At 71.3% G+C, this 24,382-nt stretch carries 24 protein-coding genes; 15 read left to right on the top strand and 9 right to left on the bottom strand.

The genetic code is table 11. The annotated features are described in order from the left end of the window. Positions 1-13 precede the first annotated feature (13 nt). Genes WH85_RS24230 through WH85_RS24215 form a run of 4 tightly spaced genes read left to right on the top strand, consistent with a single transcriptional unit; the run spans position 14 to position 3,607 of the window. Positions 14-421 carry a YchJ family protein gene (locus WH85_RS24230; protein WP_045744268.1) on the top strand — a complete coding sequence of 136 codons (408 nt, stop codon included), beginning with the start codon at positions 14-16 and terminating at the stop codon, positions 419-421. An 11-nt stretch (positions 422-432) separates the two neighbouring features. Further along, the gene (locus WH85_RS24225) at positions 433-1,284 is read left to right on the top strand and encodes a tryptophan 2,3-dioxygenase (protein ID WP_045744267.1); all 852 of its coding nucleotides are present in this window, start codon (positions 433-435) and stop codon (positions 1,282-1,284) included. Continuing rightward, positions 1,281-2,507 (top strand): kynureninase, encoded by a 1,227-nt coding sequence (gene kynU, locus WH85_RS24220; protein WP_045744266.1) that lies wholly within the window; start codon positions 1,281-1,283, stop codon positions 2,505-2,507. The genes WH85_RS24225 and kynU overlap by 4 nt, the downstream gene beginning before the upstream one ends. Next, positions 2,504-3,607 (top strand): amidohydrolase family protein, encoded by a 1,104-nt coding sequence (locus WH85_RS24215; RefSeq protein WP_245674071.1) that lies wholly within the window; start codon positions 2,504-2,506, stop codon positions 3,605-3,607. Before kynU ends, WH85_RS24215 begins: the two co-directional genes overlap by 4 nt. Before the next feature lie 567 nt (positions 3,608-4,174). Here the strand turns inward: WH85_RS24215 and WH85_RS24210 are convergent. Continuing rightward, on the bottom strand, positions 4,175-5,194 hold the full coding sequence (locus tag WH85_RS24210; protein WP_045744265.1) for a Gfo/Idh/MocA family protein: 1,020 nt from the start codon (positions 5,192-5,194) through the stop codon (positions 4,175-4,177). A 223-nt stretch (positions 5,195-5,417) separates the two neighbouring features. On the opposite strand from WH85_RS24210, the gene WH85_RS24205 reads away from it, so the two are divergent. Further along, on the top strand, positions 5,418-6,251 hold the full coding sequence (locus tag WH85_RS24205) for a methyltransferase domain-containing protein (protein WP_052720764.1): 834 nt from the start codon (positions 5,418-5,420) through the stop codon (positions 6,249-6,251). On the opposite strand, the gene WH85_RS24200 is transcribed toward WH85_RS24205, so the two are convergent. From WH85_RS24200 to WH85_RS24185, 4 genes are all read right to left on the bottom strand, one after another. Continuing rightward, positions 6,241-7,728 carry a glycoside hydrolase family 130 protein gene (locus WH85_RS24200; protein WP_045744264.1) on the bottom strand — a complete coding sequence of 496 codons (1,488 nt, stop codon included), beginning with the start codon at positions 7,726-7,728 and terminating at the stop codon, positions 6,241-6,243. The genes WH85_RS24205 and WH85_RS24200 overlap by 11 nt on opposite strands. 1 nt (position 7,729) lies before the next feature. After that, positions 7,730-8,812 carry a glycosyltransferase gene (locus WH85_RS24195; protein ID WP_211275433.1) on the bottom strand — a complete coding sequence of 361 codons (1,083 nt, stop codon included), beginning with the start codon at positions 8,810-8,812 and terminating at the stop codon, positions 7,730-7,732. After that, positions 8,809-9,966: a glycosyltransferase gene (locus tag WH85_RS24190; RefSeq protein ID WP_045744263.1), complete on the bottom strand. Its 1,158-nt coding sequence runs from the start codon at positions 9,964-9,966 to the stop codon at positions 8,809-8,811. The genes WH85_RS24195 and WH85_RS24190 overlap by 4 nt, the downstream gene beginning before the upstream one ends. Positions 9,967-10,096: 130 nt before the next feature. After that, the gene (locus WH85_RS24185; protein WP_045744262.1) at positions 10,097-11,104 is read right to left on the bottom strand and encodes a glycosyltransferase family 4 protein; all 1,008 of its coding nucleotides are present in this window, start codon (positions 11,102-11,104) and stop codon (positions 10,097-10,099) included. An 86-nt stretch (positions 11,105-11,190) separates the two neighbouring features. On the opposite strand from WH85_RS24185, the gene WH85_RS24180 reads away from it, so the two are divergent. Both WH85_RS24180 and WH85_RS24175 read left to right on the top strand, forming a co-directional pair. After that, the gene (locus WH85_RS24180; RefSeq protein ID WP_052720763.1) at positions 11,191-12,495 is read left to right on the top strand and encodes a hypothetical protein; all 1,305 of its coding nucleotides are present in this window, start codon (positions 11,191-11,193) and stop codon (positions 12,493-12,495) included. Between the two features lie 57 nt (positions 12,496-12,552). Continuing rightward, positions 12,553-14,256, top strand: a complete 1,704-nt coding sequence (locus tag WH85_RS24175; RefSeq protein WP_045744261.1) for an alpha-glucosidase — start codon at positions 12,553-12,555, stop codon at positions 14,254-14,256. On the opposite strand, the gene WH85_RS51690 is transcribed toward WH85_RS24175, so the two are convergent. Next, complete coding sequence (locus WH85_RS51690) at positions 14,246-14,392, bottom strand: hypothetical protein (protein WP_169792483.1); 147 nt, start codon at positions 14,390-14,392, stop codon at positions 14,246-14,248. The two genes, WH85_RS24175 and WH85_RS51690, sit on opposite strands and share 11 nt — an antisense overlap. A 65-nt stretch (positions 14,393-14,457) precedes the next feature. Then, positions 14,458-16,035 (bottom strand): CocE/NonD family hydrolase, encoded by a 1,578-nt coding sequence (locus tag WH85_RS24170; RefSeq protein WP_045744260.1) that lies wholly within the window; start codon positions 16,033-16,035, stop codon positions 14,458-14,460. A gap of 54 nt (positions 16,036-16,089) precedes the next feature. Here WH85_RS24170 and WH85_RS52360 point away from each other — a divergent pair, with 54 nt between their 5' ends. The 3 genes from WH85_RS52360 to WH85_RS24155 all read left to right on the top strand — a co-directional run bounded on the left by WH85_RS52360 (position 16,090) and on the right by WH85_RS24155 (position 19,365). Further along, positions 16,090-16,719 carry a TetR/AcrR family transcriptional regulator gene (locus WH85_RS52360; RefSeq protein WP_045744259.1) on the top strand — a complete coding sequence of 210 codons (630 nt, stop codon included), beginning with the start codon at positions 16,090-16,092 and terminating at the stop codon, positions 16,717-16,719. Between the two features lie 10 nt (positions 16,720-16,729). Continuing rightward, positions 16,730-17,218 (top strand): TspO/MBR family protein, encoded by a 489-nt coding sequence (locus WH85_RS24160; RefSeq protein WP_045744258.1) that lies wholly within the window; start codon positions 16,730-16,732, stop codon positions 17,216-17,218. A gap of 92 nt (positions 17,219-17,310) precedes the next feature. Further along, a complete protein-coding gene (locus tag WH85_RS24155; protein WP_045744257.1) occupies positions 17,311-19,365 on the top strand; it encodes an N-acetylmuramoyl-L-alanine amidase in 2,055 nt (684 codons plus the stop codon). Here WH85_RS24155 and WH85_RS24150 read toward each other — a convergent pair. Then, positions 19,349-20,266 carry an NADP-dependent oxidoreductase gene (locus WH85_RS24150; protein ID WP_045744256.1) on the bottom strand — a complete coding sequence of 306 codons (918 nt, stop codon included), beginning with the start codon at positions 20,264-20,266 and terminating at the stop codon, positions 19,349-19,351. The two genes, WH85_RS24155 and WH85_RS24150, sit on opposite strands and share 17 nt — an antisense overlap. A 97-nt stretch (positions 20,267-20,363) precedes the next feature. Here WH85_RS24150 and WH85_RS24145 point away from each other — a divergent pair, with 97 nt between their 5' ends. The 4 genes from WH85_RS24145 (at position 20,364) to WH85_RS24130 (ending at position 23,035) form a co-directional block, all read left to right on the top strand. After that, positions 20,364-20,939, top strand: a complete 576-nt coding sequence (locus WH85_RS24145) for a hypothetical protein (RefSeq protein WP_045744255.1) — start codon at positions 20,364-20,366, stop codon at positions 20,937-20,939. A gap of 49 nt (positions 20,940-20,988) precedes the next feature. Beyond that, positions 20,989-21,627 carry a bifunctional 4-hydroxy-2-oxoglutarate aldolase/2-dehydro-3-deoxy-phosphogluconate aldolase gene (locus WH85_RS24140; RefSeq protein ID WP_052720762.1) on the top strand — a complete coding sequence of 213 codons (639 nt, stop codon included), beginning with the start codon at positions 20,989-20,991 and terminating at the stop codon, positions 21,625-21,627. After that, positions 21,624-22,550: a sugar kinase gene (locus tag WH85_RS24135; RefSeq protein WP_045744254.1), complete on the top strand. Its 927-nt coding sequence runs from the start codon at positions 21,624-21,626 to the stop codon at positions 22,548-22,550. Before WH85_RS24140 ends, WH85_RS24135 begins: the two co-directional genes overlap by 4 nt. 71 nt (positions 22,551-22,621) lie before the next feature. Further along, positions 22,622-23,035, top strand: coding sequence for a PRC-barrel domain-containing protein (locus tag WH85_RS24130; RefSeq protein ID WP_045744253.1), 414 nt, complete (start codon positions 22,622-22,624; stop codon positions 23,033-23,035). A 91-nt stretch (positions 23,036-23,126) separates the two neighbouring features. On the opposite strand, the gene WH85_RS24125 is transcribed toward WH85_RS24130, so the two are convergent. Further along, complete coding sequence (locus tag WH85_RS24125; RefSeq protein ID WP_045744252.1) at positions 23,127-23,837, bottom strand: TioE family transcriptional regulator; 711 nt, start codon at positions 23,835-23,837, stop codon at positions 23,127-23,129. Between WH85_RS24125 and WH85_RS24120 the strand changes: the two genes are divergently transcribed. Continuing rightward, positions 23,773-24,372 carry a DUF6194 family protein gene (locus WH85_RS24120; RefSeq protein ID WP_281179078.1) on the top strand — a complete coding sequence of 200 codons (600 nt, stop codon included), beginning with the start codon at positions 23,773-23,775 and terminating at the stop codon, positions 24,370-24,372. The genes WH85_RS24125 and WH85_RS24120 overlap by 65 nt on opposite strands. The last annotated feature ends 10 nt before the right edge of the window (positions 24,373-24,382 follow it).

Genomic DNA, 24,382 nt, shown 5'->3' with positions numbered 1-24,382 from the left:
CGAGGATGGGCGGATGCCTCGCCCACGCCCCCCGCGTCACGTCGCCGACCTGCCGTGCCCCTGCGGCGGCGGATCGTACGCCGCCTGCTGCTTCCTGCCGCACGACGGCAAACCCGCCGCGAACCCGGAGACGTTGATGCGCTCCCGGTTCAGCGCCTACGCGCAGGACCGCCGTGCCTACCTGCTGCACTCGTGGCACCCCGACACCCGCCCCGCCGACGTCACGCCTGAGCCGGGCCTGCGCTGGGTACGACTGGAGATTCTGGGGACCACCGGCGGAGGACTGTTCGACGCCGAGGGCACCGTCGCGTTCCGCGCCCACTACACCGAAGACGGCCGGCCCGGCGTGATGGAGGAGAACAGCCGCTTCGTCCACCACGACGGCCGGTGGGTGTACTGGGGACCCGTACCGAGCCTGTGAGGGAGGGCGTCATGGCGTCACAACGACCGATCGAGGACGGGATCGTCAAGGACTTCCACGTCAACCTGTCGTACGGCGAATACCTGCACCTGGACGAGATCCTCGGTGCACAGCACCCGGTGAGCGTGCCGGAGCACCACGACGAGCTGCTGTTCATCCTGCAGCATCAGACATCCGAGCTCTGGCTCAAACTGATCATCCACGAGTTGCGCGCGGTGCAACGGCACCTGGCCAAGGACGAGCTGCGGCCGGCCCTGAAGGGACTCGCCCGGGTCAAGCACATCCAGCGCACCCTGACCGAACAGTGGTCGGTGCTGGCCACCCTGACCCCCACCGAATACGCCCAGTTCCGCAGCTTCCTCGGCACCTCCTCCGGCTTCCAGTCCTACCAGTACCGGGCCGTCGAGTTCCTGCTCGGCAACAAGGACCGCCGGATGCTGAGCGTCTTCGACGACGCGCCCGCCGCCCGGGAACTCCTCGAGGACGCCCTCGGCAGCCCCAGCGTCTACGACGAGTTCCTGCACTTCCTGGCCCGCCGCGGGCACGCCGTCCCGGTCGAGATCCTGCAGCGCGACGTCACCGAGGCGTACGACTACCAGCCCACCCTGGTGCCCGTGTTCCGCGAGATCTACGAGAACGCCGACCAGAACTGGGACGTCTACGAAGCCTGCGAGGAACTCGTCGACCTGGAGGAGAACTTCCAGCTCTGGCGGTTCCGGCACCTCAAGACGGTGGAACGGACCATCGGCGTCAAACGGGGGACCGGCGGCTCCAGCGGGGTGTCGTTCCTCAAGGCGGCCCTGGACCTCACGTTCTTCCCGGAACTGTTCGCCGTGCGTACCGAGATCGGAGTTCCTCGTTGAGCGACCTGCTCGCCCGCGCCGCCGCCCTGGACGCCGCCGACCCCCTCGCGCCGCACCGGGACGCGTTCCTCACCCCGCCCGGCAGCGACCTGCTGTCGTACCTGGACGGCAACTCGCTGGGCCGGCCCCTGGAGGCGACCGCCCGGACGGTCGAGGAGTTCGTCCGGGAACAGTGGGGCGGCCGTCTGATCCGCGGCTGGACCGACGGCTGGCTGGAATGGCCGCTCACCCTCGGGGACCGGCTCGGCGCGATCGCCCTCGGTGCCGCGCCCGGCCAGACGGTGATCGCCGACTCGACGACCGTCCTGCTCTACAAGCTGGCCCGCGCGGCCGTCGGCGCCCGCCCCGGCCGTCGCAAGGTCGTCCTGGACACCGACAACTTCCCCACCGACCGGTACGTGCTGGAGGGCATCGCCGCCGAACGTGACCTCACCCTGGTCTGGATCGAGACCGACCCGGTGACCGGGATCCACCCGTCGCAGGTCGCCGCGGCGGTCGACGAGGAGACGGCGCTCGTGCTGTTCTCACACGTCGCCTACCGCTCCGGCTGGCTCGCCGACGTCGCGGAGATCAACCGGATCGCGCACGCGGCGGGCGCGCTGACGCTGTGGGACCTGTGCCACTCCGCCGGATCCGTGCCGGTCGCGCTGGACGACTGGGGTGTGGACATCGCGGTCGGCTGCACCTACAAATACCTCAACGGGGGGCCGGGGGCGCCGGCGTTCGCCTACCTGCGCCGGGAGCTGCACGAGACGGTGCGCCAGCCGATCCAGGGCTGGATGGGCCACCGGGCGTCGTTCGAGATGGGCCCGCGATACGAGCCGGCGGCCGGGATCCGTGCCCTGCTCAGCGGGACCCCGCCGATCCTGGCGATGGTGCCGCTGCACGCCAACCTGGACATGCTGGAATCGGCCGGCATCGAGGCGGTCCGGACGAAATCGTTGCTGCTCACCGACTATGTGCTGGAGCTGGCCGACACCTGGCTGGCGCCGCACGGCGTCACGGTGGTCAGCCCACGCGACCAGGACCGGCGTGGCGGCCACGTCACCCTGCGACGACCCGGATTCGAGCGGCTGCTGGAGCCGTTGTGGAATGGCGGCGTGATTCCCGACTACCGCCGCCCCGACGGCCTGCGCATCGGCCCGGCGCCGCTGAGCACCGGCTTCGCCGAGGTCCACGACGGCCTGGCCCTGCTCCGCGACCTGGTGGAGAAGCACCGGTGAGCATCGAGGAGGAACCGGCTGCCGGATGTTGCGGCGGGGCCTCGGGCGGCTGTGCGGTGGCCGCGCTGCGCCGTACCCCGTGTACCGCGACAGTCACGCGAAGCGCCGTCCAGCCCTCTGCGACCTGGCTGCTGGCCGACTCCGTCTGGTGGGGTGGGCGGCTGCGGAACGGTGTCGCGCTGCGGGTCGACGGCGGTGGCCGGGCCAAGCCGATGCCGGCCGAGATGGCGCCCGCCGACAGCCGCAGCCTCCCCGGAACGCTGCTACCCGGCCTGATCGACGCGCACGTGCACTCAGCGCTGGTCGACCTCGCCGCGGTGCGGGCCGGTGGCATCGCCGCGGTCTGGGACCTCGGCGCCGACCCCGCGGTCGTCGCCGACTTGGCGGCGAAGGCACGGGGGCTTCCGCTGATCCGCTATGCGGGACCGTTCCTGATCGCTCCGGGCGGCTATCCCAGCGACCGGTCGTGGGCGCCCGCCGGCAGCTGGCGGGAGATCCACTCCGCGGCGGACGGGGCCGATGCCGTCACGGAGGCCTCCGGGCACGGTGCCTCGCTGATCAAAGTGACCGCGCACGCCGGAGGGCCGATGCTGCCGCAGGGCACCCTCGACGCCGTCGTGACGGCCGCGCACGCGGCGAGGCTCCCGGTCGTCGTGCACGCCGAAGGGCCCGGCACGGTTGCCGCGGCGTTGGCCGCCGGTGCGGACATGCTGGCGCACACACCCTGGTCGGAGCCGCTCGACGACGGCCTGCTCCGGGAGAGTGCCGAGCGGATGCGCTGGATCAGCACGCTCGACATCCACGGCCGGGGACAGACCAACCCCGCTGTCGAGACCGCGCTGCGCAACCTGCGGCTCTTCCTGGGGTACGGCGGAAGCGTCCGTTACGGGACCGACCTCGGCAACGGTCCGCTCCCGGTCGGCGTCAACGCCCGCGAGATCCGGCTGTTGCAGTCGGCGGGCCTGACCCCTGACGACATCCTCACCGCGATGACCGAATCCGACAGCCCTGCCCTGTCTCTGGTCCCGGGCGGGCTGGACCGCGAGCCGACAGCGTTCGCCGACTCGCTGGCCACCGCGCAGGTCATCCCCCGCGGCTAGACACCTTTCGCAGTCAGGGTCTGCCTCTGTGGTGATTTCGGGCGCTCAGCACGCCCGAATTCACCACACCCACAACAGTGTGGTGAATTCGGGCGGCCAGCGCGCCCGTATTCACCACACCACCAGGGGTGTGTTGATTTGGGGCGTCCAGCGCGCCCGAAGTCCCCACACCACCAGGGGTGTGTTGATTTGGGGCGTCCAGCGCGCCCGTATTCACCACACCGCCAGGGGTGTGGTGATTTGGGGCGTCCAGCGCGCCCGAAGTCACCACGCGGATGGGCTTCGCACCCTGACCACGGAACGTGTCTAGACACGTTCCGTGCTCGACATCCGCGTGGTGATCGGGGCCGCAGGGAGGGTGAGCGTGGGCTCCCGCCGCGCTGGTGGCGGCGGGAGGTGTGGTGCTCCTGGGTGCAGCTCGGCGCGTACCCCCGAAGCGGCCTCGGCGCGTACCCCCGAAGCGGCGTGCGAGATCCGCCCGCCGGGACCGAACGTCGGCAGGGCCACGACGAGCAGGCCGCCGCCTGCCGCCGATCTCAGCGAGTCCGCCCGGATCTGCCCCTCGTGTCAGAGAGTGACGGAAACGCCGGTGGTGGCGCTCTGCCGGGCGGCGTCCAGGATCTCCATGTTGCGGACGGTGTCCCAGGGATCCACCGGCAGCGGCGCACCGGTCAGGATCGACTCGGCCACTGCTGGGTAGAACGTGTCCCAGCGACCCCGGCAGCTCTCCACGGGGGCGCCGGTCGCGCCGCGGTGCAGGTGACCCCAGTTGCGCTCCGGCTCGACACCCCAGCGATCGGCCAGCTTGGCCGGGGTCTTGCCGGCCTTGAGCAGCGTCTCCTGGTGGTCCAGCTCGGGGGAGATGTACGTGCTGAGCGTGCCGGTGACGCGGAACCGGGGTCCCGGGCCGGGCTGGCGCCAGCTGCCCCAGAGGTGCGACTCGACGCCGCCGCTGTGGTGCAGGGCGATGAAGAAGTCGTCGTCGAGCGGCGCGCCGCGCATCTCGGCGTGCACGCGGGTGACCGGTCCGTGCAGCTGGACGGCCTGGTCGACGAGGTGGGAGCCGAAGTCGAGGAGGGTGCCGCCGCCGGCCGCGGGAGGCTCGCGGTCGGGCGCCCAGCGTTCCATCCGGGACTCGAAGCGCCGGACGTCGCCGAGGGAGCCCTTCTCGATCAGTTTGCGCAGGGTGAGGAAGTCGGAGTCCCAGCGCCGGTTCTGGTAGACGGTGAGCGGCACACCGGCCGTCTCCGCCTCGGTGACCAGCTTGCGGGCGGACTCGGCGTCGAGTGTGAAGGGCTTGTCGACGACGGTGACCAGACCGGCGGCGATGGCCTCGCGGGCCAGCGTGGCGTGGCTGTCGGCGGGCGTGGAGATCGCCACGGCCTGGGCGCCGGCCTCGGCGAGCGCGGCGACCGAGTCGAAGGTGGCGACGCCGGGGTGGTCCTCGGCGACCTGTGCCCTGCGCTCCGGCGACGTGGTGACGACGCCGACGAAATCGACGTTCAGGGCTGAGGCGATGAGCGGTGCGTGGAACACGCGTCCGCCGCTGCCGTAGCCGACCAGTCCGAACTTCACCCGCTCGATCATGTCCGGAAGTTTTTCACATGGATTGCCATCCTGTTGCATGCCAATCGGCCCGTGACGGTGTGATGCGTACCCCATTACCGTCCGTGCGGATGCCGATGGGCGGAAAACGTTGTAGTACGCGCGCCGGAAAGTGGAACGGATCAAGAGAAAGGCCAGGTACCGCGCCTGTCGGATGGATGACGACATGGTCGGTTCGGGCTGTGCGCGATGTTCAATCGGATCCATGGAACCCGCTCAGAAGGACCGTACGCCGTTCGCCGACATCGACGGCCTGTCAGCACAGATGTCCGCGATGGTGTTGGCGGCCCTGACCGAGATGGGGCAGCACCCGGAGATCCGCCGGGTGCGCCGCACGGCCTACGAGCAGCTGCGCCCCGCCCCGGGACAGCGGCTGCTCGACGCCGGCTCCGGCAGCGGTGAGGTGGCCCGGCTGCTGGCCGCCGAGGTCGGCACGTTCGGCGAGGTGGTCGCGGTGGACCACGCCGCGTCGGTGACCGCGGCCGCGGTCGGCCTGCACGACGGCTCCAACGTGCGGTACCTGACCGGCGACGTCTGCGCGCTCGACCTGCCCGGCGGCGGATTCGACGGGGTCTGGTGCGAGCGGGTCCTGCAGCACGTCGACGACCCCGACGTGGCCATCGCCGAGATGATCCGGGTGACCCGGCCGGGCGGCCGGATCTGCCTGATCGACACCGACTGGTCGTCGCTGGCGTTCGACGGGATGCCGTCCGGGCTGGGCGAGGTGGTGCTCGACCACGCCTGCGGGCACTTCACCCCGCGCCGGCTGGACATGGGCCGCACCCTGCGCCGGCGGATGGTCGCCGCCGGTCTGCGCGACCTCAGCGCCACCCCGGTGACCTGCCTGTTCGGCACTCCCGAGTCGGCCGCCGTGGTGCTGCCGATGGTCAACCCGAGGGTGCCGGAGGACAAGTGGCCCACCCCGCCGGGCGTCCGCGACGAGTGGCTGGAGTGCGTGGCGGCGGCCGGCGCGAGCGGGACCTTCCTGGCCGTGCTGACCATCTGGGTGGTGGCCGGCACGGTCGGCGTCAGGACGTGACCGGCTGCATCCGGTCGAGCAACTGGTCCAGCGGCATGCTGGCGAAACCGATCCGGACGTCGCTGTGCGCGTACGGCAGCCAGAACCGGCCGTCGTGCACCATGCCGCCGCAGGAGTAGAGGACGTTCGGGACGTACCCCTCCCGTTCGGTCTCGTCCGGGTCGAGCAGGCCCTCCGGCAGGTCGGCGATCACCCGCTCGGGGTTCTCCAGGTCGAGCAGCATGGCGCCGATCGCGTACCGGCGCATCGGGCCGACGCCGTGGGTGAGCACCAGCCAGCCGGCCTCGGTCTCGATCGGCGAGCCGCAGTTGCCGACCTGGATCAGATCCCAGCCGCGGTGCGGGACGAGCAGCGGACCGGCCGGCTGCCAGCGGTGCTGGTCGTCGCGGACGGCCAATCCGAGGGTCTCGCCGTCGGAGCGGCAGAGCGCCATCTTCTTCCCGCCGATGTATCTCGGGAACAACGCCATGCCCTTGTTGCGGGCGGCCGGCCCGTGCAGCGTGGTCACCTCGAAATGCCGCAGGTCCCGGGTGTAGATCACCCGACCGGAGATGTTGAACCCGTCGTACGCGGTGTAGGTCGCCTGGTACGCCGGGCGCCCGTCCGGGTCGACCACCTGCACGAACCGGGCGTCCTCCATGCCCCGGCTCTCGCTCGGGGTGGCCGGCCAGAGCACCCGCTGGTGCAGGGGCATGGCGGCCGGGAAGGTCACCGCGTAGTCGTCGTGCACGATCCGCCGGAGCAGGTCGAGCGTCATCGGCGTGGTCGGGCGGGCCTGCAGCTCGTGCGGGATGTGGCTGAGGACGTCCTCGAACTCCTGGTCGTCGAAGCGTTCCGGGAGGGCGTTCAGGACGTACGCCGAGGCCTCGTTGTCGATGTCGTCGTCGCCGAGCGCCGCGAACAGCTGGTGTCGCATGTGCTTGGCGCCGACCCGGGTGCCGATCGCCAGCGGCCCGTCCCGGTCCTCCAGCCGGATCGTCGCCCCCGGCCCGAGGATCACGCTGCAGAAGCCGACCGAGGAGATGTGCCCCTCGCCGATCTGCCGCAGGCTGACCGCCGCCCGCAGCTCACCGGCCGCGAGCCCGATCTGGTCGGGGTGCGGGACGATCGACGGGTTGCAGAGGGCGGCCGCCTCCACCGAGAACTCGTGACTGAAGTACGCCCCGATGAGGCTGCGCGCCGACGGCGACAGGTCGGCCTCCGGCGGCACCCGGTGCTGGACGACCTCGTAGTGGTGCTGGAACACCGCCAGGATGTCGTGGTGCCGCCCGGAGAAGCGGGTCAGCACGTCGTCGAGCATGCGGGTGATGTCGGCCTCGTCGAGCTGCAGGATGCGCTCGATCAGGCAGGAGGCCCGGTTGTGGGGTGAATTGGCGTCCTCGCCGGGCACGAACAATTTGATCACCACGCGGCGCCCGTCGGGGGCCATGGTGATGGTGTGCCGGGTGATGTCGGTCGCGTTCATCGTTGCGGTCATGCTAAGCCGCCCCTGACGGTCGGGTCGCGCTCCGGATCGCCAGCGTGCGGGCATGCTGCAGCGTGGAGACGAGCGCGAGGGTGGATTCGGCTCCCTGATTCAGATTAGGACCTTCCGCCGTCAATCCGTCATAACATCCGCCAGTATCCGGGTCCCACATCACCGATCCGCCGTCGTTGTCGCCGAGGAACCAGGTGATCGCCTGGAACAGCGGGGCGTCCCAGCGCTCGTCGCCGGTCACGGCGGCGGCGGTGGCGCAGGCGTCGGCGGTGGCGGCGGCCTCGATCGGCTGCTGGTCGAACCGGGCGAGCGGCTCACCGGGACGCCAGCCGGCTACCGGGACGGTGGAGAGCCGGCCGTGGTGCTCCTGCATGCCGCACAGCCAGGCGAGCATCCGCAGGCCGTCGCCGAGCAGCGCCTCGTCGCCGAGCAGATCACCGGCCGCGATGATCACCTCGGCGAGGGCCGGGTTCGCGTACGTCAGCTCGCGCTCCGGCCACACCCAGTCCGGATCCGAGCCGGGCACGCCGATCACGGTCGCCGCGTCACCGAGCAGTTCGGCTGCCCCGCTGTCGTGCGGGTCGGCGCGCAGCAGCTCGGCGGCGCCCAGCCCGGCGAACGCCATCGCCCGCGGCCACGGCGACCGGCGGCGGGCGCCCTGCCGGAAGGCGGTCAGGGCCTCCCGGCGGATCCACGGCGCCCCGGATCGGGACGCCGCGGTGCCCAGCCCCCACAGGGCCCGCCCCCACCAGTCGCCGGCCGACGGCTCGTCCAGCCACCGCCGGTCGTAGCCGAGCCGGTTGCGGAAACCGCCGTCCGGTCCCTGGGCGTGGGTGAGGAACGCCAGGTAGCGCTCGGCCAGCCTGATCAGATCCGGTCCGGGGTGCGGTTCGCGGGCGATCACCAGCAGGCCACGGGACACGTCGTCCACGCAGTACCCGTGCTCGCGCCGGACGATGGCGTAGCGGGCGTGTTCGAGCAGCCCGGTGTCGTCGGAGAGCCGGTGCACGTGGTCCCAGCGCGGCGCCGGGACGTCGGTGATCCGGATCGGCGGCGGCAGCAGCCTCAGAGATCCGGTGGTCATGCCGGGATGGTGGCCGCGGCGGCGAGAGGAAGACGATCGGCGAGCAGGCGCCCGGCCAGGGCCTGATATCGGGCCGCCACGGCAGGCCAGCGCAGAGTCGGCCCGCCGGCCAGGCCGGTGAGCCGGCCGGTCAGCCCCGGTTCGGTGATGATGTGCCGGATCGCCATCGCCATCGCCTCCGGGTCCTGGTGCGGGACGAGCAGCCCGGGACCGTCGGCGAGCAGTTCCACCGCGTGTGGGAACTCGGTGGCCACCACCGGCACGCCTGCGCCGACCGCCTCGATCAGCACGCCCGAGGTGACCTGTTCGGTCGAGTCGTACGGCAGGACCACCGCGTCGGCCGACCGGATCAGCCGGGACAGGTCGGCGGGTTCCATGTAGACGTCGGACCACTGCACGCAGTCCTCGACGTCCAGTTCGGCCGCCAGCTCCTTCAGCGAGTCCCGGTACGCGTCACCCCACTGGTCGAGCACCTTGGGGTGGGTCCGGCCGGCCACCGTGTAGAGCGGCCGGGGCTCGACGTCGTCGAGGAAGGCGAGCGCCCGCAGCGCCCACTCGATGCCCTTGCCCGGTCCGAGCAGTCCCCAGGTGAGCAGGTGCGGCCGGTCGTGACTCTCGCGGGGCACACCCAGGTGCGAGCCGGCGCCGTGCGGGATCACCGTGATCTTGTGCGGGTCGACGGCGTAGAGCTCGGTGAGACGCCGCCGGGCGGTGTCGGTCATGGTGATCACGGCGTCGGCGGTCCGCACGATCTGCTCCAGGACGGTCCGCTGCATCTCGTCCGGGTGGGTCAGCACGGTGTGCAGGACCACGATCGACGGGATCCGCAGCGCCTGGAGCACCGGCAGCACCTCGGTGCCGGTGTCACCCGGGTAGATGCCGTACTCGTGCTGCACGATCGCCACGTCGAAGCGGTTGAGCGCGGTGGCGGCCGCGACCCAGCCGCCGGGACGGTCGGTGTGCCAGGTGTGCACGACTCGCGGCGCGGACCGGTCGAGCGCGATCCCACCCCCGGTGGTGTCGTCGCCGGCGAGCAGCCGTACCACTCCCGACCCTCCGGTCCCACTGAGGTGGGTGGCGAGCGCGGCATTGAATGTCGCCAAACCGCATTGGGTCGGGGGATAAGTGCTCAGGAACCCGTAGGTCGCGGGCATGACAGGCCTTTCTTCTCGGCCGGCCGCCTCCCCGCAGGCCGGACTCAGCGCTGTGTGAACAGCGCAAAGACAGCCGAGTAATGATGCCCGTTTAACGCGCAATTCACATTGTGACGTTAACAAGATCTAACTAATGACCGGCTATCTTCCGGTAAATCTCCAAGTAGTCGGACACCATGCGCTCGGCGCAGAAGCGTTCCCGGGCACGAGCGGAGCAGGCGGCACGGTCCAGTCGTGGGAGGCGCGCGACGGCGAGTACCGCCTCGTCCACCGTGTCCACCAGGAAGCCCGTCACACCCTCGTCGATCACCTCCGTCATCGAACCCTTCCGGTACGCCACCACCGGCGTCCCGCAGATCATCGACTCCACGACGGAGAGCCCGAACGGCTCGGCGAACCGGATCGGGTGCAGCAGCGCGGCGCCCGATCCGAGAATCGCCGCCCGGCGGTCCGGCCCGATCGGGCCGAGGTGCACCACGGCTTCCCCGTCGACATGGGGTTCCACGCTGTCGGCGAAGTAATCCTGGTCCTGGACTATTCCGCAGATGAGCAGCCGCCGGCCGGCCCGCCGGGCGATCTCGATGGCGATGTCGGTGCCCTTGTCCGGATGGATCCGCCCGAACACGATCAGGTCGTCGCCGGCCGGGCGCGCGGTGAAGGGGAGGCCGGCGAGGTCGACGCCGTGGTGGACGGTGGCGACGTAGTCCAGGTCCGGCGAGCGGTCGCTGTCCGAGATCGCGACGAAGTGCGAGCGGGCCCGTTGGTACGCGGGCAGGATGTTCGCCCCGGAGAAACCGTGCACGGTGGTGAGCATCGGTGCCCGGCAGTGCGCCGAGAAGGCCAGGGGCAGCCAGTCCAGATGGTTGTGGACCAGGTCGAACTCGCCGGACCGGGCCAGCGCGTGACCGACGTGGATCGCCTCCCAGACGCGGCCGTCGATCGCCGGGTCCTCCTCGTACCCGGTGGCGACGACGCCGTCCAGGGTGGCGGTGGTGACCGAGTCGAGGGTGGCGAAGAGGGTGACGTCCACGCCGCGGGCGGTCAGCCCGTCGGCGAGCAGCCCGGTGATCAGTTCCCAGGGGCCGTAGTGGCGTGGTGGCGTCCGCCAGGCGATCGGCCCCAGCAATGCGATCCTCATGGCAGACACCGCTTCTCGTCCGGGGACACGTCAGCAGTATGTCCACTCGCGATCGAGATGTGCGGGGATTTGCTACAGAGGGCATCATGAATTTCTCTCTCGATCCACCTCCGTCGGCCCGCGCGACACTGGCGGCGGCCGTCGCCGTCGTGACGGTGGCCGCCGGTGCGCTGCTCGGCGCGTCACCCGCCGCCGCGGCCACCCCGGTGTCGATCATCGACGCCGCCACGGTCGGCACGTACAAACTGCAGACCGACCCGGCGGAATGGGCGACGTTCGAGCAGCGCATCGCCGCCGTGGAGGGCGGGGGCGCGGTGTCGACGGCCTCGACGCTCGACGTCGCGCTGTCCGGGCAGCAGACCGGCCGCAAGGGACTCTGTCACTACCCGAACCTGCTGCCCACGAAGTACGTGCCCGACGGTTTCTGCTGGAACACCACGGACGATCGGAGCAGCAACTACTCGAAAACCGGTGGCTGGGTGCCGCAGGGGCTGACCGCCAGCCACGACGGCGACAATGTCAACGGCATGATCGACGGCAACCACATCTATCTGGCGTCGTGGTACTGGGGGATCAACGAGTCCAAGAACGAGTTCACCCGGATCTCGATGACGGCGAACTCGGCGGTCGGCAACTCGTACGGTCACGTGCTGCTGGTGGCGCCGACCGAGTCCGGCTTCGAGGCGGTCAAGGGCAACCACGCCGACGGCATCACCTGGTACGGCAACCGGCTGTTCGTGGCCAACAGCGGTGAGCTGCAGGTCTACGACATGCGGCACATCTGGCGGATGAACAGCCTGGGCACCGACGTCGGGATCTCCGGCGGCACCTCGTCCGCGTGGGGCCACCAGTGGGTGATGCCGATGATCGGCCGGTACTGGACCCGGACCAAGGGCTCCGGCAGCTGCCAGACCACCACCGGGGCGACGCCCTGCTTCAGCTCGCTGAGCCTGGACCGCACCGGCACCGACGGCCTGATCGCCGCCGAGTGGAAGTCCGGCGCGGCCGGCGGCCGGATCATCCGGTGGCCGCTGAACGCCTCCACCGCCCTGCCCCGCGCCGACGACGGCAGCGCGTACGGCACGGTGACCGCGGTGGCCGGGTACTCGTCGCCGATCTGGGAGATGCAGGGCGCGGCGACCGACGGCACCAACCTGTACATCAGCGGGCGGTGCCCGGACAGTGCCAACGAGGACCCGAACAGCGCGGACGCGTACTCCTGCATCCACCGGGCGGTGCCCGGCCAGGAACCGCACGTCATCGCGCTGACCCCGCCGCTGAGCCAGAACCTGTCCTTCTCGAGATTCTCCGGCCGCCTGTGGGGGCTCAACGAGCGTATCGACAGCGTCGTGGGGAAGCGGGTGGTCTTCTCCATCGACGTGACCCCGTAGCCGTCCCAGGGGATCGGATGGCGGGAAAAAAGACACCGGACCCGATACGTTACGGGCATGCGGTCTGACGAGTGGTGGAAGAAAGCGGTCGTCTACCAGATCTACCCGCGGAGTTTCGCCGACTCCGACGGCGACGGCATGGGCGACCTGCGCGGTGTGATCGATCATCTCGACCACCTCGCCGAACTCGGGGTGGACGTGTTGTGGTTCTCCCCGATCTACCCGTCCCCGCAGGACGACAACGGTTACGACATCAGCGACTACCAGGACATCGAACCGCTCTTCGGTGACCTGGCCACCTTCGACGAGCTGCTGGCCGGGGTGCACCACCGGGGCATGAAACTGATCATGGACCTGGTGGTGAACCACAGCTCGGACGAGCACGCCTGGTTCCAGGAGAGCCGGTCGTCGAAGGACGGTCCGAAGCGGGACTGGTACTGGTGGCGCCCGGCCCGCGACGGCATGGAACCCGGCACGCCGGGCGCGGAGCCGACCAACTGGGGCTCGGTGTTCGGCGGGCCGGCCTGGGAGTACGACGAGAAGACCGGCGAGTACTACCTGCACCTGTTCTCGCGGAAGCAGCCCGACCTCAACTGGGAGAATCCCGAGGTCCGCGAGGCGGTGTACGCGATGATGCGCTGGTGGCTGGACCGCGGCGTGGACGGGTTCCGGATGGACGTCATCAACATGATCTCCAAGGACACGTCGTTGCCGGACGGGCGGCTGAGTGCCGGTACGGCGTACGCGGACGGCTCCGCCGCGTACGTCGGCGGCCCCCGCCTGCACGAGTTCCTGCAGGAGATGCACCGGGAGGTGTTCGCCGGCCGGGAGGGTCTGCTGACCGTCGGCGAGATGCCCGGCGTCACCGTGGACGAGGCACGGCTGCACACCGACCCGGCCCGGCAGGAGATCGACATGGTCTTCCAGTTCGATCACGTCTGGGTGGACCGCGGGACCGATCCGTGGATGTTGCAGCCGTTGCAGCTCACCAAGCTCAAGGCGATCCTCGGGCGCTGGCAGGCCGGTCTCGCCGACCTGGGCTGGAACAGCCTGTACTGGAACAACCACGACCAGCCGCGGGTGGTCTCCCGGTACGGCGACGACGGCCCGGAACACCGGGTGGCGTCGGCGAAGATGCTCGGCGCGGTGCTGCACCTGCACCGCGGCACGCCCTACGTCTATCAGGGCGAGGAGCTGGGCATGACGAACTATCCGTTCGGCGGGATCGAGGACTTCCGGGACATCGAGGCGCTCGGGCACTACCGTCAGGCCCTCGACCTGGAGGGCCGGACGCCGGACGAGGTGCTGACCGTGCTGCGGGCCCGGGGACGTGACAACGCCCGGACACCGATGCAGTGGGACGCCTCGCCGCAGGCCGGGTTCACCACCGGCACGCCGTGGCTGGCGGTCAACCCGAACCACCGCGAGATCAACGCGGCGGCGCAGCGGGACGACCCGGACTCGGTGTTCCACTGGTACCGGCAACTGATCGAGCTGCGGCACACCGAGCCGGTCGTGGCCGGCGGCGACTTCACCATGCTGCTGCCGAACGACGAGCGGCTCTACGCGTTCACCCGGCGGCTCGACGACACCGAGCTCCTGGTGATCGGCAACTTCACCGGGGAGACGGTCGGTGCCGAGATCGAGGACGCCGCGGCGTGGTCGTCAGCGGAACTGCTGCTGACCAACGCCGCGGCGCCGGACGATCTGAGGCTCGGGCCGTGGCAGGTGGTGGTGTACCGCCGCACGGTCAGGCGGTGATGACCGGCCACGCGTACCCGAGCAGGGCGAACGCCGCACCGAGCAGGGCGAGGCTGAAGCCGCGCGTGGCGATCGGCAGAGCCGCGATCACGAGCAGAATCACGGCGATGATGTAGAAGAGTCCCTGGATGGACATAATCGGCTCCTTATCAGGTGATGTGGGGGTCGGGCGGCGACGCAGTACCCCCACATCGAGGAGCGTTAAACCACGCTCACTATCACCGACGAGCTGTGCCGCACGGTCGTGTCCGTCGAAACCATCCGGACGGCGGACGCGACCGGCTCCCCGGTGCCGTGGTTGCGCAGCCAGCGGGGGTGCGCGCCACCGGCCACCAGCAGCCGGATCCGGTGCCCCGGACGGAACCGGTGTGCCGTGGATCCCATGTCGACGACGACCCGCCCGCCGGTGAACCGGGTCAGCCCGTCGCACACGTTGACCGACTTGCCGGACGGGTCCACATCGCAGAGACGGGCGAACAGGTCGGCACTGGCCGCCGTGGTCGTGGCGTCGAACTCGGCGTGCACCGTGCCCATCACCTCGACCGCCCCCGTCAGCGGCTCGGTGCTGAACAGCAGCACGTCGGACCGGGCCTCCAACTCGGCGTTGTCGTACGTCCCCTGGGTCTTCGACTGCAGCGCGCCGCCGATCGACGGGGTGGGGTCGGCCGGGTCGTACCGGAAGGTGCTCGCCCCCGGACCGGGCCCCGCGCGCAGGCCGTCCGCGGCGAGGAAGAAACGCCGGGGCTCGGCGGGCGGCGGCCAGTCGGGGAGGTCACGCCACTCGTCCGCGCCGCCGACGTGCACCCGGACCGGGGTCGCCGGCTCCCGGCCGCGCAGGGCCCGCAACGCCCACGGGTAGGACTCGGCCCAGCCCTTGTCGAGGATGCCGGTGTGCGTCCACGGGCCGATCAGCAGGTCGACCGGCAGCCCGGCGTCGCGCCGGTGCCGGTAGAGATCGATGAACTGGCCGGTGGTGAAGTCGTGCCAGCCGGTGCTCAGGCTCAGTGGCACCGGCAGGGTCCGGGCGGCCGCGGTGAGGTCGGCGCCGCGCCAGTAGTCGTCGTCCGGCTCCGGCGAGGTCAGCCACGCCTCGAACTCGGGACGGCGGCCGCCCATGGCCGTGCGGTAGGCCTCGATCAACGGCAGCCCGAAGACGGCCTTCTTCCAGTGGCGCTGCAGCCGGATCAGCAGGCGGACGTTGTCCCGGAACATGTTGGCGTTGCCGAACAGGTTGAGACCGCCGACCAGGGAACGCTCCAGGGCGAACGCACCGCCCGGCCAGAAGAACGAGTGCGGGTGGGTCAGGCCGACCTGGCAGACCGCGCCGCGCCACTCCGGCGGCGGATCGGCGGCGAGCGAGAGCTGGCTGTAGGTCATGTAGCTCGCGCCGAGTGTGTGGAACTCGCCGGTGAACCAGTCCTGCTTGCGCAGCCACTCGATCGCGGCCTGACCGTCCGGCGCCTCGTTGCGCCAGGTGTGGAACTCGCCGTCCGATCCGCCGGTGGCCCGGCTGCTCTGCAGGATCACGTGGAAGCCCTGCTCGGCGTAGGCGGCGCCGTAGACCATGTTCCACGGCCAGCCGCCGCGGATGTAGGTGGCGCGGATCAGGATCGTCGGGCACGGCTCGTCGGTGACCGGCGCGTAGTGGTCGGCCAGCAGGGTGGTGCCGTCGGCGCCGGGCACCCGCAGGGCGGGTTCCCAGACGACGTCATAGCGTGCGGGCGGGCCCTGCCGGGCCCGGCGCCGCCACAGACGGAGGGACAAGGGCAGTCTTCGCATGGCGCAGCTCCCTTTTTCGTACGCTGTACCAAAAACAGTACCAGGAGGTTTCCCGTGGCACGAGGTCGTCCACCGGCATTCACGCGGTCGCAGGTCGTCACCGCCGCGATCCGGGTCGCCGACAGCGAGGGGCTGGAGGCCGTCACCATGCGCCGGATCGCGTCCGAGATCGGTGCGGGGGCGATGTCGCTCTACACGTACGTGCCGGACCGCGAGCACCTGGCCGACCTGATGGTCGACGCCGCAGCCGGGGAGTTCGCCCTGCCGGAGATCACCGGTGACTGGCGTGCCGACCTGCTGGCCCTGCTGACCGTGCAGCGCGAGCTGATGCGTGCCCACCCGTGGATCCCGTCGGTGCTGGCCGGCCGGCAGCTGGCCGGGGTCAACCTGCTCAGGTTCCTGGAGCACGGCCTGCGGGCGCTGGAGCCGGCCGGCCTGCCCGGCGTCACCCGGATGACCCTGCTCGGCCTGTTCACCGGATTCGTCACCGCATATGTGACCGGCGAACGCGCGGGCCGCACGGACGCCCGCGACGGTGCCGAACAGATCGCCGCGGCCGTGACGAGCGGGCAGTTCCCGCTGCTCGCCGCGGTGCTGGCGGAGGGCGGCGACCCGGATCTGGACTTCGCCCGGATCGCCGACTGGGTCATCACCGGCCTGGTAGATCGAGCCGCGGCTGGGTAACACCCCTGTCATGAGCAGTCACGTGATGCGCCCGAGCCGTTCGGTACCGCCCTGGCCCGCCCTGGCCGGTTTCGGGGCCGCGGTCGCCGTGGCCGCCCTGATCGGTGGCCTCGGCGTGTCCGGCACCGCCGGGGAGTACCAGAGTCTTCAGCAGCCGGACTGGGCACCGCCCTCGTCGGTCTTCGGTCCGGTCTGGAGCATCCTGTACGCGATGATCGCCGTCAGCGGCTGGCTGGTCTGGCGGCGTACCGGTTGGTCGCCGGCGTTGAACTGGTGGGTCGCCCAGCTGGTGGTGAATGCGATCTGGACGCCGATCTTCTTCGGATTCGGCCAGTACGGACTGGCCCTCTTCGACATAGTGGTGCTGTGGGTCCTGATCGGCGTGACCGTGTGGAGGTTCCGGCCGGTCTCCCGTCTCGCGGCGGGTCTGCTGCTGCCGTACTGGGCGTGGGTCACCTTCGCGACCGCCCTGAATGCCACTATCTGGACAATGAACTAGAAATCTGAGCTTTTTTCGCAGAACTTCCCACGTGTCACTTCCGGCACGGGCAAGGTGACACGAGGTCACCGGAATGCCAACGGGGAGTTCACATGCGCCGCAACCGGCTCACCGCCCGTCTCGTCACCGCCCTGGTCGCGGCCACGCCGGCCGTCGCCCTCGCCGTCGTGGCAGCCGCACCGCCGCAGCCGGCCGGCCCGGCGGGCGTGGCCGGGCGAGCCGGCCCGCTGGTCCAGACGTTCCCGTTCGGCGCCACCGGAGCCCTGCGGCCGGTCGCCGCCACGTCCTCCGCCGAACTACCGGCCCGCGCCACCGAACCGTTCAGCATGCTCGGCGTGACCTGGGCGAACCCGCGCGCCCGCGCCCGCGGCACGATCGAGGTGCGGACCCGGGCGGCCGGCACCGGACGGTGGAGCCCGTGGCGCGCGCTGGAGACCGACAACCCGGACGCGTCCGGCGGCGCCGAAGGTGCCCGCGGCGCCAGCGACCCGCTCTGGGTCGGCCCCTCGGACGGCGTCCAGGCCCGGATCGCCGACCCGGCCGGCCGGCCGCTCCCGGACGACCTGCGCATCGACCTGATCAACCCGGACGGCGAGCAGGTGCGGACCGCCCCGGCCCGCCCCCGGATGGCGCCGGTGTCCGCGCACTACCCGACCCGGCCGGTACCGCGGATGGTCACCCGGGCCGGCTGGGGCGCCAACGAGGCCCTGGTCAAGGACGCGCCGGAATACACCGGCCCGATCCAGGTGGTCTTCGTGCACCACACCGCCACCGGCAACGACTACAGCTGCTCGCAGTCCTCCGCCATCGTCCGCGGCATCCAGGTCTACCAGGTGCGGAGCAAGGGCTGGGACGACATCGGCTACAACTTCCTGGTCGACAAGTGCGGCACGATCTTCGAGGGCCGCGGCGGCGGCGTGCACCGGTCGGTGCTCGGCGCGCACACCCTCGGGTTCAACACCGACGCCAGTGCCGTCGTGGTGATCGGCGACTACCGGGGCACGGCGATCTCGTCCGCGGCCCGGGCGTCGGTGGCGCAGGTCGCGGCGTACAAACTGGGCGCCTGGGGCAGCCCGCCGCAGGGCCGGGTGGTCAAGGTCTCCGGCGGCAGCGACCGCTACCCCGCCGGGCGGCCCGCGCTGCTCAACCGGATCTCCGGGCACCGGGACACCGGTGCCACCGAATGCCCGGGCAACGCGCTCTACGCCCAGCTGCCGGCGATCCGGGCGATCGCCGGGGCGGCCCCGTCCGGCCTGCGGATCCGGCGACTGAACAACACCATCGCGTACGCCGGACGGCACTACACCCGCGGACTGGTCCGCCCGCTCTGGGACCTGTCCACACCGACCCGGATGATCGACCACTTCGAGGTGTGGGTCGACGGACGGCTCCTCACCCTGGCACCCAACGGCCACCGGCTCTCCCGGATGAAACTGCCGCGCGGACGGCACGCCGTGGTCGTCAAGGCGGTGCACCTGTCCGGGCGTACCTCGGCGACCGGCGCGACCGTGATCGCCGACCCGGTGCCCCCGCGATTCACCGCTGTGCCGCAGCTCAGCCTCCGGACCGGGACGATGGCCGACGCGGTGCCGGTCCGGCTGACCTGGACCGCCACCGACCCCTCCGGCCTGCGCGCGGCCCGGGTCGGCGGCGCCTCCCAGGCCGCCCTGGCCGGGGCCGCCCGGGCGCTGAACACCACGGCCCGGCTCGGCGAGACCGGCACCTGGGCGGTGACGGTCACCGACCGGGCCGGGAGCCGGCGGAGCTCGTCGGTCACGCGTACCCCGATGCTCCTCGCGGAGAGCGCGGCACGACGGACCGGAACCTGGCGCACCCTGCGTGACAACGGGTTCCTGGGCAGCGAGGCGGCCACCGCCTCGACCGCGGACGCCACGATGTCCTGGACCTTCACCGGGCGGGCGGCCGCCCTGGTGGTCGGGCGCACCGCCACCTCCGGCCGGGTCCGGATCAGCGTGGACGGTCGCTACCAGGGCGTCCTCGACCTGCGGTCGGACACCGCGAAGTACCGCCAGGTGGTGTGGAGCCGGCTGTGGCGCGACAGCGGCACGCACACCGTGACCGTGGAGGCGGAGGGCACCACCGGGCGCGGCTCGGTGATGCTGGACGGCCTCAGCTACCTGCGGTGACCGTTGTCAGCACCACCTTGCCGGGGCCACGCCGGGACTCCACCAGCTCGTGCGCGCGGACCACGTCGTCCAGCGGGAAGGTGCGTACCTCGATGACGACCTCGCCCTCGGCCGCCAGCGCGACCACCTCGGCGAGACGCTGCGGGGACCGGCCGGCCCGGACCACCCGGGCGTCGTGCTCCTCCGCGGCCCGGTCGTCGACGATCGTGCCCACGCGGGCACTCGCGACACCGAGGGCGATCGACTGGGCGATGGCCTCACCACCGGCGGCGTCCAGGGCGACCGTCGGCGCGAGCCCGGCGGCCCGGACCGCGTCCACCAGGCCGGGGCCGTACGCCACCGGCACCGCACCCAGTCCACGCAGGTAGTCGTGGTTCTCCGGGCGGGCGGTGGCGACCACCGTCGCGCCGGCGAGCCGGGCCAGCTGGATCGCGACCGTGCCGACGCTGCCCGCCCCGGCGTGCACCAGCAGCACGTCGCCCGCGGTCACCGCCAGCTCGCGCAGGGCGCCGCCGGCCGTCTGGGAAGCGGCGACCAGGGCCGCTGCCGTCGGGAAGCCGATCGTCGCGGGCTTGGCGACCGCGTCACCGGCAGGGACGACGATCAGGTCGGCGGCGGCCCGGAACATCGCCGAACCGAGCACCTCGTCGCCCGCTGCCACGGTGCCGACGCCGTCACCCACCCGCTCGACCACACCCGAGTACTCCTGGCCGATGGTCTGACCGGGGAAGTCCGCCGGTGCCCAGGACATCCGGCCGCCCCGGTACGCGGTGTCGAAGGGCTGGACTCCGGCCGCGTGCACCCGCACCAGGATCTCGCCCGGACCGGGCTCGGGAACGGGCCGGTCGGCGATGTGCAGAACCTCGGGCGGACCGTACCTGTCGAAGACCACTGCTCTCATGGGACCAGCCTGATAGGTGAACCGAGGTCGAGGTCAAGGCCTTCGCCGGGGGAGTGGTTGACAGACCGCCCCCGGGGCGGGTCGATACGGTAAGCGGGTGTCTCAGATCCCGTGGTGGGGGCTGCCGCTGGTAGCCGTCGTGTTCGCGTTCGCCGGTGCCGTGGTGGCGCAACTCGTCTCCGCCCGTAACAACGACCTGCTCAGCCGGAAGCGACGCACCAGGCAGTGGTACGACGAACGTCGCGACGCCTACGTGCAGCTTCTGGCCGCCTTCGAACGCGCCACCTACCGGCTGCGGGCCGCGTACGAGGCCGGCGACAAACCGCCGTCGGCCATCGCCTACATAGATCAGGTCGGGCCGGCGCTGATGCCGGTCCGGCTGCTCGCGTCCGGGCCGGTCCGCAGTGCCGCCCTCGCGGTGCACCTGCAGCTGGAGCGGCTGCACGGCGACATGAACCCGGCCGGGGTGGTCGGCGTCGAGCCACGGACCCACTTCCGTGAGCTGATCGCCCAGGTCCCGCTGGTCATGCAGCAGTTCGAGGCCGCGGTCCGGGACGAGCTCGGGATCGCGAACACCCCACCGGAGGCGATCCCGGCGGCGAAGAACGGGTCCGGCCGGATCCGCGCCATGCGACGGGTCCCCGCCGCGAAGACCGACAAGCCGGTGGGCTGACAAGGATCCTCATCTTTTCCGGGCCGTCGCGGTCGGGCAGGATCGAAGGGTGACCGATCATCCCGCACCCCTCGATCCTGTCTCCGCCGCCATCGTGGAGGGTGGCCTCGTCGCCATCCTCCGGGCCCCGACCTCCGACGGGTTCGCCGCGGTCGCCGACGTGCTCGTCGCGGCCGGCGTCACCGCCCTCGAAGTGACCCTGACCTCGCACGGCGCTCTCGAGGCGATCGGCGGCCTCAGCCGTCAGCTGCCCGAGACCATCAAGATCGGCGCCGGCACCGTCCTCACCGAGGACGAGGCGAAGGCCGCTGTCGACGCCGGCGCCGACTTCCTGGTCTCGCCCGCGCACACCCTCGGCGCGCAGCCGGTGCCCTACTACCCGGGCACGTTCAGCCCCACCGAGGTCTACCGCGCGCACACCGCCGGCGCCCCGCTGATCAAGCTGTTCCCGGCCGCCGGCCTCGGCCCCGGCTACCTCAAGGACCTGCGCGGCCCGCTGCCCGCTGTGCGGATCATGCCGACCGGTGGCATCGGCCTGGACGACATCTCCAAGTGGATCGCCGCCGGCGCGGTCGCGGTCGGTCTCGGCGGTCCGCTGATCGGCGACGCCGCCACCGGTGGCAGCCTCAAGGCCCTGGCCACCCGGGCCCGGCACGCCGTGGACGCGGTCGCGTTCGCCCGTTCATGACCGGAGTCCTCACGCTCGGCGAGTCGATGGGGATCTTCGTCGCCGACGGCATCGGCCCGGTGGAGCACGCCCGCGGCTTCACCCTGGGTGTGGCCGGGGCGGAGAGCAACGTGGCGATCGGCGTGGCCCGGCTGGGCGGCCCGGCGACCTGGGTGGGACGTCTCGGCCGGGACGCGGCCGGATCCCTGATCACGACCCGGTTGCGCTCCTCGGGGGTCCGCGTGATCGCGGTCGAGGACGACGCGTTCACCGGCCTGATGATCCGCTACCGCCGGTCCGGGGAGTTCATCCACGCCGACTACCACCGGGCCGGCAGCGCCGGTTCCCGGTTGTCGCCGGCCGACGTCCCCGAGGCTGAGCTCGCCGCGGCCGGGATCCTGCACGTCACCGGCATCACCCCGGCTCTCGGCGCGACCGCCCGTGCGGCCGTCTTCCACGCGGTGGAGATCGCCCGGGCGGCCGGTGTCCCGGTGTCGCTCGACGTCAACTACCGCAGCAAGCTGTGGTCGCACGCGGAGGCCGCGCCGGTGCTGCGTGACCTGGTGAGCCGGTCGGACCTGGTGTTCGCCGGGCCGGACGAGGCGGCGATCGTGCTCGGCGACGACGAGCCGCTGGCCGGCCTGGCACGACTCGGCCCGGCCGAGGTGATCGTCAAGGACGGTGCCCGGGGCTGCACGGCCCTCGTCGACGGGACGCGTCACGAGGTGCCGGCACTGCCGGTGACCTCGATCGACCCGGTCGGCGCGGGCGACGCGTTCGTGGCCGGTTACCTCGCCGACCGGCTGGCCGGGGCGGCACCGGAGCAGCGTCTGCGCACCGCGATCGCGGCCGGGGCGTTCGCGGTGACGGTGCCGGGTGACTGCGAGGGACTGCCCGGCCGGGACGATCTCGTGGCGCTGTCCGGAGGGGACATTCTCCGGTAATCGGGATTAGTGGTCATGGCGCCCGGGTACCTCGTCGCCAACGGCAATTTCGTCCAACTGAGGAGGCCGTGATGCAACCGACGCCGTTCACCCCGTGGTCCTGGCGAGACACCGCCGGCTACCCCGGCGCGTACGACCCTGCCGGAACCGACAGCATCGACGAGGGCACGACCGGCGTTGACCTGGTCGGCTTCAAGGTCGAGGCGACCGATGGCCACATCGGTTCGATCGACGAGGCCAGCAACGAGGTCGGCAGTTCCTACCTGGTCGTCGACACCGGACCGTGGATCTTCGGTAGCAAGGTCCTCCTGCCGGCGGGCACGGTGCAGACCGTCGACCGCGAGGAGAAGAAGGTCTACGTCGACCGGACGAAGGACCAGATCAAGGAGTCCCCGAAGTACGACAAGGACACCTTCACCTCGGCCGAGTACCGCGGTCAGGTCGGTGACTACTACACCGGTAGTTACCGCGACTACCCGCACTGACCGGCGCTGACTCCCGCCCCGCCCATATCCCCCATGGGCGGGGCGGCGTCGTTCTCCCGCGGAACTCAGACAGAGGCGTCTCCCGCGGAACTCAGGCGGAGGCGTTCTCCCGCAGGCTCAGATAGGCGGCGAGGGCGGCGGATCCGTCCAGCATCCGCCGGCCGCGGCCGGTGATCTGGGCCTGCCACGAGGTCAGCGACGCGGCGAGCGGCTCGGGCCCACCGGCCGCGCGGACCTGGCGCAGCACCTCGGCGATGTAGTCGAGCAGATAACCGCCGCGGCGCAGCAGATGCGCCAGTTCGGCGTCCCGGACGTCGGCCGGGGAGTAGATCCGGTTGGCGGTGACGCGTTCCCGCTCCGGGGCGAGAATGCCGGCCACCTCCCATTTGCGCAGCGTGGCCGGGGTGACACCGAGCCGGTGCGCGAGCACACCGACGGTCACCGGACCGTGCGGGCGGTCGGCCGCCGGTTGCGCGGTGAGCACCACGGCGGCTGACGAGACGGCCCGCACGGTCGCGCGGTCCCGCTGCAACTGGACGTGCGCCTCGTCCAGGATCGCGAACGCGTCGTCGACGGCGCCGGCCAGCACCGACCGCATGATCTCGCCGGCTGTGCGGTGGCCGTACCCCCGGATGAGCGCGACGTAGGCGCTCAGCGCACCCACATGGTCCTCGGTGTAGACCCGATAGCCGCTGGCGGTGCGCCGGGCGGGCGGGATGCAGCCGTCGCGCTCGTAGTTGCGGACCGCCTGCGCGGACAGTCCGTGCTGCCGGCCGAGGTCGATCGGTCGTGGAGACTTCAGGGCCGTCCTCCGAAGGGATCCCGGTCAAAGGTTCACAGGGTGGTTCAACGATACGGTTGAGGTCATGACTGTCGACACATGGGCCGCGCGGATCCGGGCACTTCCCGGAGTGACCGAGACCCGGATCGAGCCGGACTCCGGCATGCCGCCCTACACCTGGGACGACCGTTTCTTCTTCGCCGGCGAGGACCGGATGCGGCCGTTCGCCACCATCGTCGGCCACGACGTGCCCGATTTCGACACCCTTTCCGACCTCGACCGGCCCGGTGTCCACCGGCTCAACATCGAGGTGGGCAGGAGCGAATTCACGAACCTCTTCGGGTACGGGCCGGAGCAGTTCAGTGATCGACGCCCCGGCATCGACTTCACCGTCGCGGACCGGTTGATCCCGCACCCGGCCTACGGGGTGCAGGGCTGGGCCAGTGTCGTGCAACCCGGGCCGGCGACGTTCGACGAGGTCGGGCGGCTACTCGAACACGCCCGGAGCCGTTCGGTGGCGCGGCTCGCGCGGATGCGCACCTCCGAAGGAGAATGACCGGATCGGT

Origin of the sequence: Actinoplanes rectilineatus (genome assembly GCF_000962825.1) — a bacterium.
GTDB classification, from domain to species: Bacteria; Actinomycetota; Actinomycetes; order Mycobacteriales; family Micromonosporaceae; genus Actinoplanes; species Actinoplanes rectilineatus.
The sequence above is the reverse complement of the archived record's forward strand: the minus strand, read 5'-3'. Positions and strand labels throughout refer to the sequence as shown.

What these genes read in the sequence shown, in the direction of transcription:
- WH85_RS24200 (WP_045744264.1), bottom strand. Translation starts at nt 7,728, where the DNA reads ATGACCGCAACGATGAACGCGACCGACATCACCCGGCACACCATCACC.
- WH85_RS24230 (WP_045744268.1), top strand. Translation starts at nt 14, where the DNA reads ATGCCTCGCCCACGCCCCCCGCGTCACGTCGCCGACCTGCCGTGCCCC.
- WH85_RS24130 (WP_045744253.1), top strand. Translation starts at nt 22,622, where the DNA reads ATGCAACCGACGCCGTTCACCCCGTGGTCCTGGCGAGACACCGCCGGC.
- WH85_RS51690 (WP_169792483.1), bottom strand. Translation starts at nt 14,392, where the DNA reads ATGTCCATCCAGGGACTCTTCTACATCATCGCCGTGATTCTGCTCGTG.
- WH85_RS24135 (WP_045744254.1), top strand. Translation starts at nt 21,624, where the DNA reads ATGACCGGAGTCCTCACGCTCGGCGAGTCGATGGGGATCTTCGTCGCC.
- WH85_RS24185 (WP_045744262.1), bottom strand. Translation starts at nt 11,104, where the DNA reads ATGAGGATCGCATTGCTGGGGCCGATCGCCTGGCGGACGCCACCACGC.
- WH85_RS24190 (WP_045744263.1), bottom strand. Translation starts at nt 9,966, where the DNA reads ATGCCCGCGACCTACGGGTTCCTGAGCACTTATCCCCCGACCCAATGC.
- WH85_RS24150 (WP_045744256.1), bottom strand. Translation starts at nt 20,266, where the DNA reads ATGAGAGCAGTGGTCTTCGACAGGTACGGTCCGCCCGAGGTTCTGCAC.
- WH85_RS24210 (WP_045744265.1), bottom strand. Translation starts at nt 5,194, where the DNA reads ATGATCGAGCGGGTGAAGTTCGGACTGGTCGGCTACGGCAGCGGCGGA.
- WH85_RS24195 (WP_211275433.1), bottom strand. Translation starts at nt 8,812, where the DNA reads ATGACCACCGGATCTCTGAGGCTGCTGCCGCCGCCGATCCGGATCACC.
- WH85_RS24225 (WP_045744267.1), top strand. Translation starts at nt 433, where the DNA reads ATGGCGTCACAACGACCGATCGAGGACGGGATCGTCAAGGACTTCCAC.
- WH85_RS24205 (WP_052720764.1), top strand. Translation starts at nt 5,418, where the DNA reads ATGGAACCCGCTCAGAAGGACCGTACGCCGTTCGCCGACATCGACGGC.
- WH85_RS24180 (WP_052720763.1), top strand. Translation starts at nt 11,191, where the DNA reads ATGAATTTCTCTCTCGATCCACCTCCGTCGGCCCGCGCGACACTGGCG.
- WH85_RS24170 (WP_045744260.1), bottom strand. Translation starts at nt 16,035, where the DNA reads ATGCGAAGACTGCCCTTGTCCCTCCGTCTGTGGCGGCGCCGGGCCCGG.
- WH85_RS24175 (WP_045744261.1), top strand. Translation starts at nt 12,553, where the DNA reads ATGCGGTCTGACGAGTGGTGGAAGAAAGCGGTCGTCTACCAGATCTAC.
- WH85_RS24160 (WP_045744258.1), top strand. Translation starts at nt 16,730, where the DNA reads ATGAGCAGTCACGTGATGCGCCCGAGCCGTTCGGTACCGCCCTGGCCC.
- WH85_RS24155 (WP_045744257.1), top strand. Translation starts at nt 17,311, where the DNA reads ATGCGCCGCAACCGGCTCACCGCCCGTCTCGTCACCGCCCTGGTCGCG.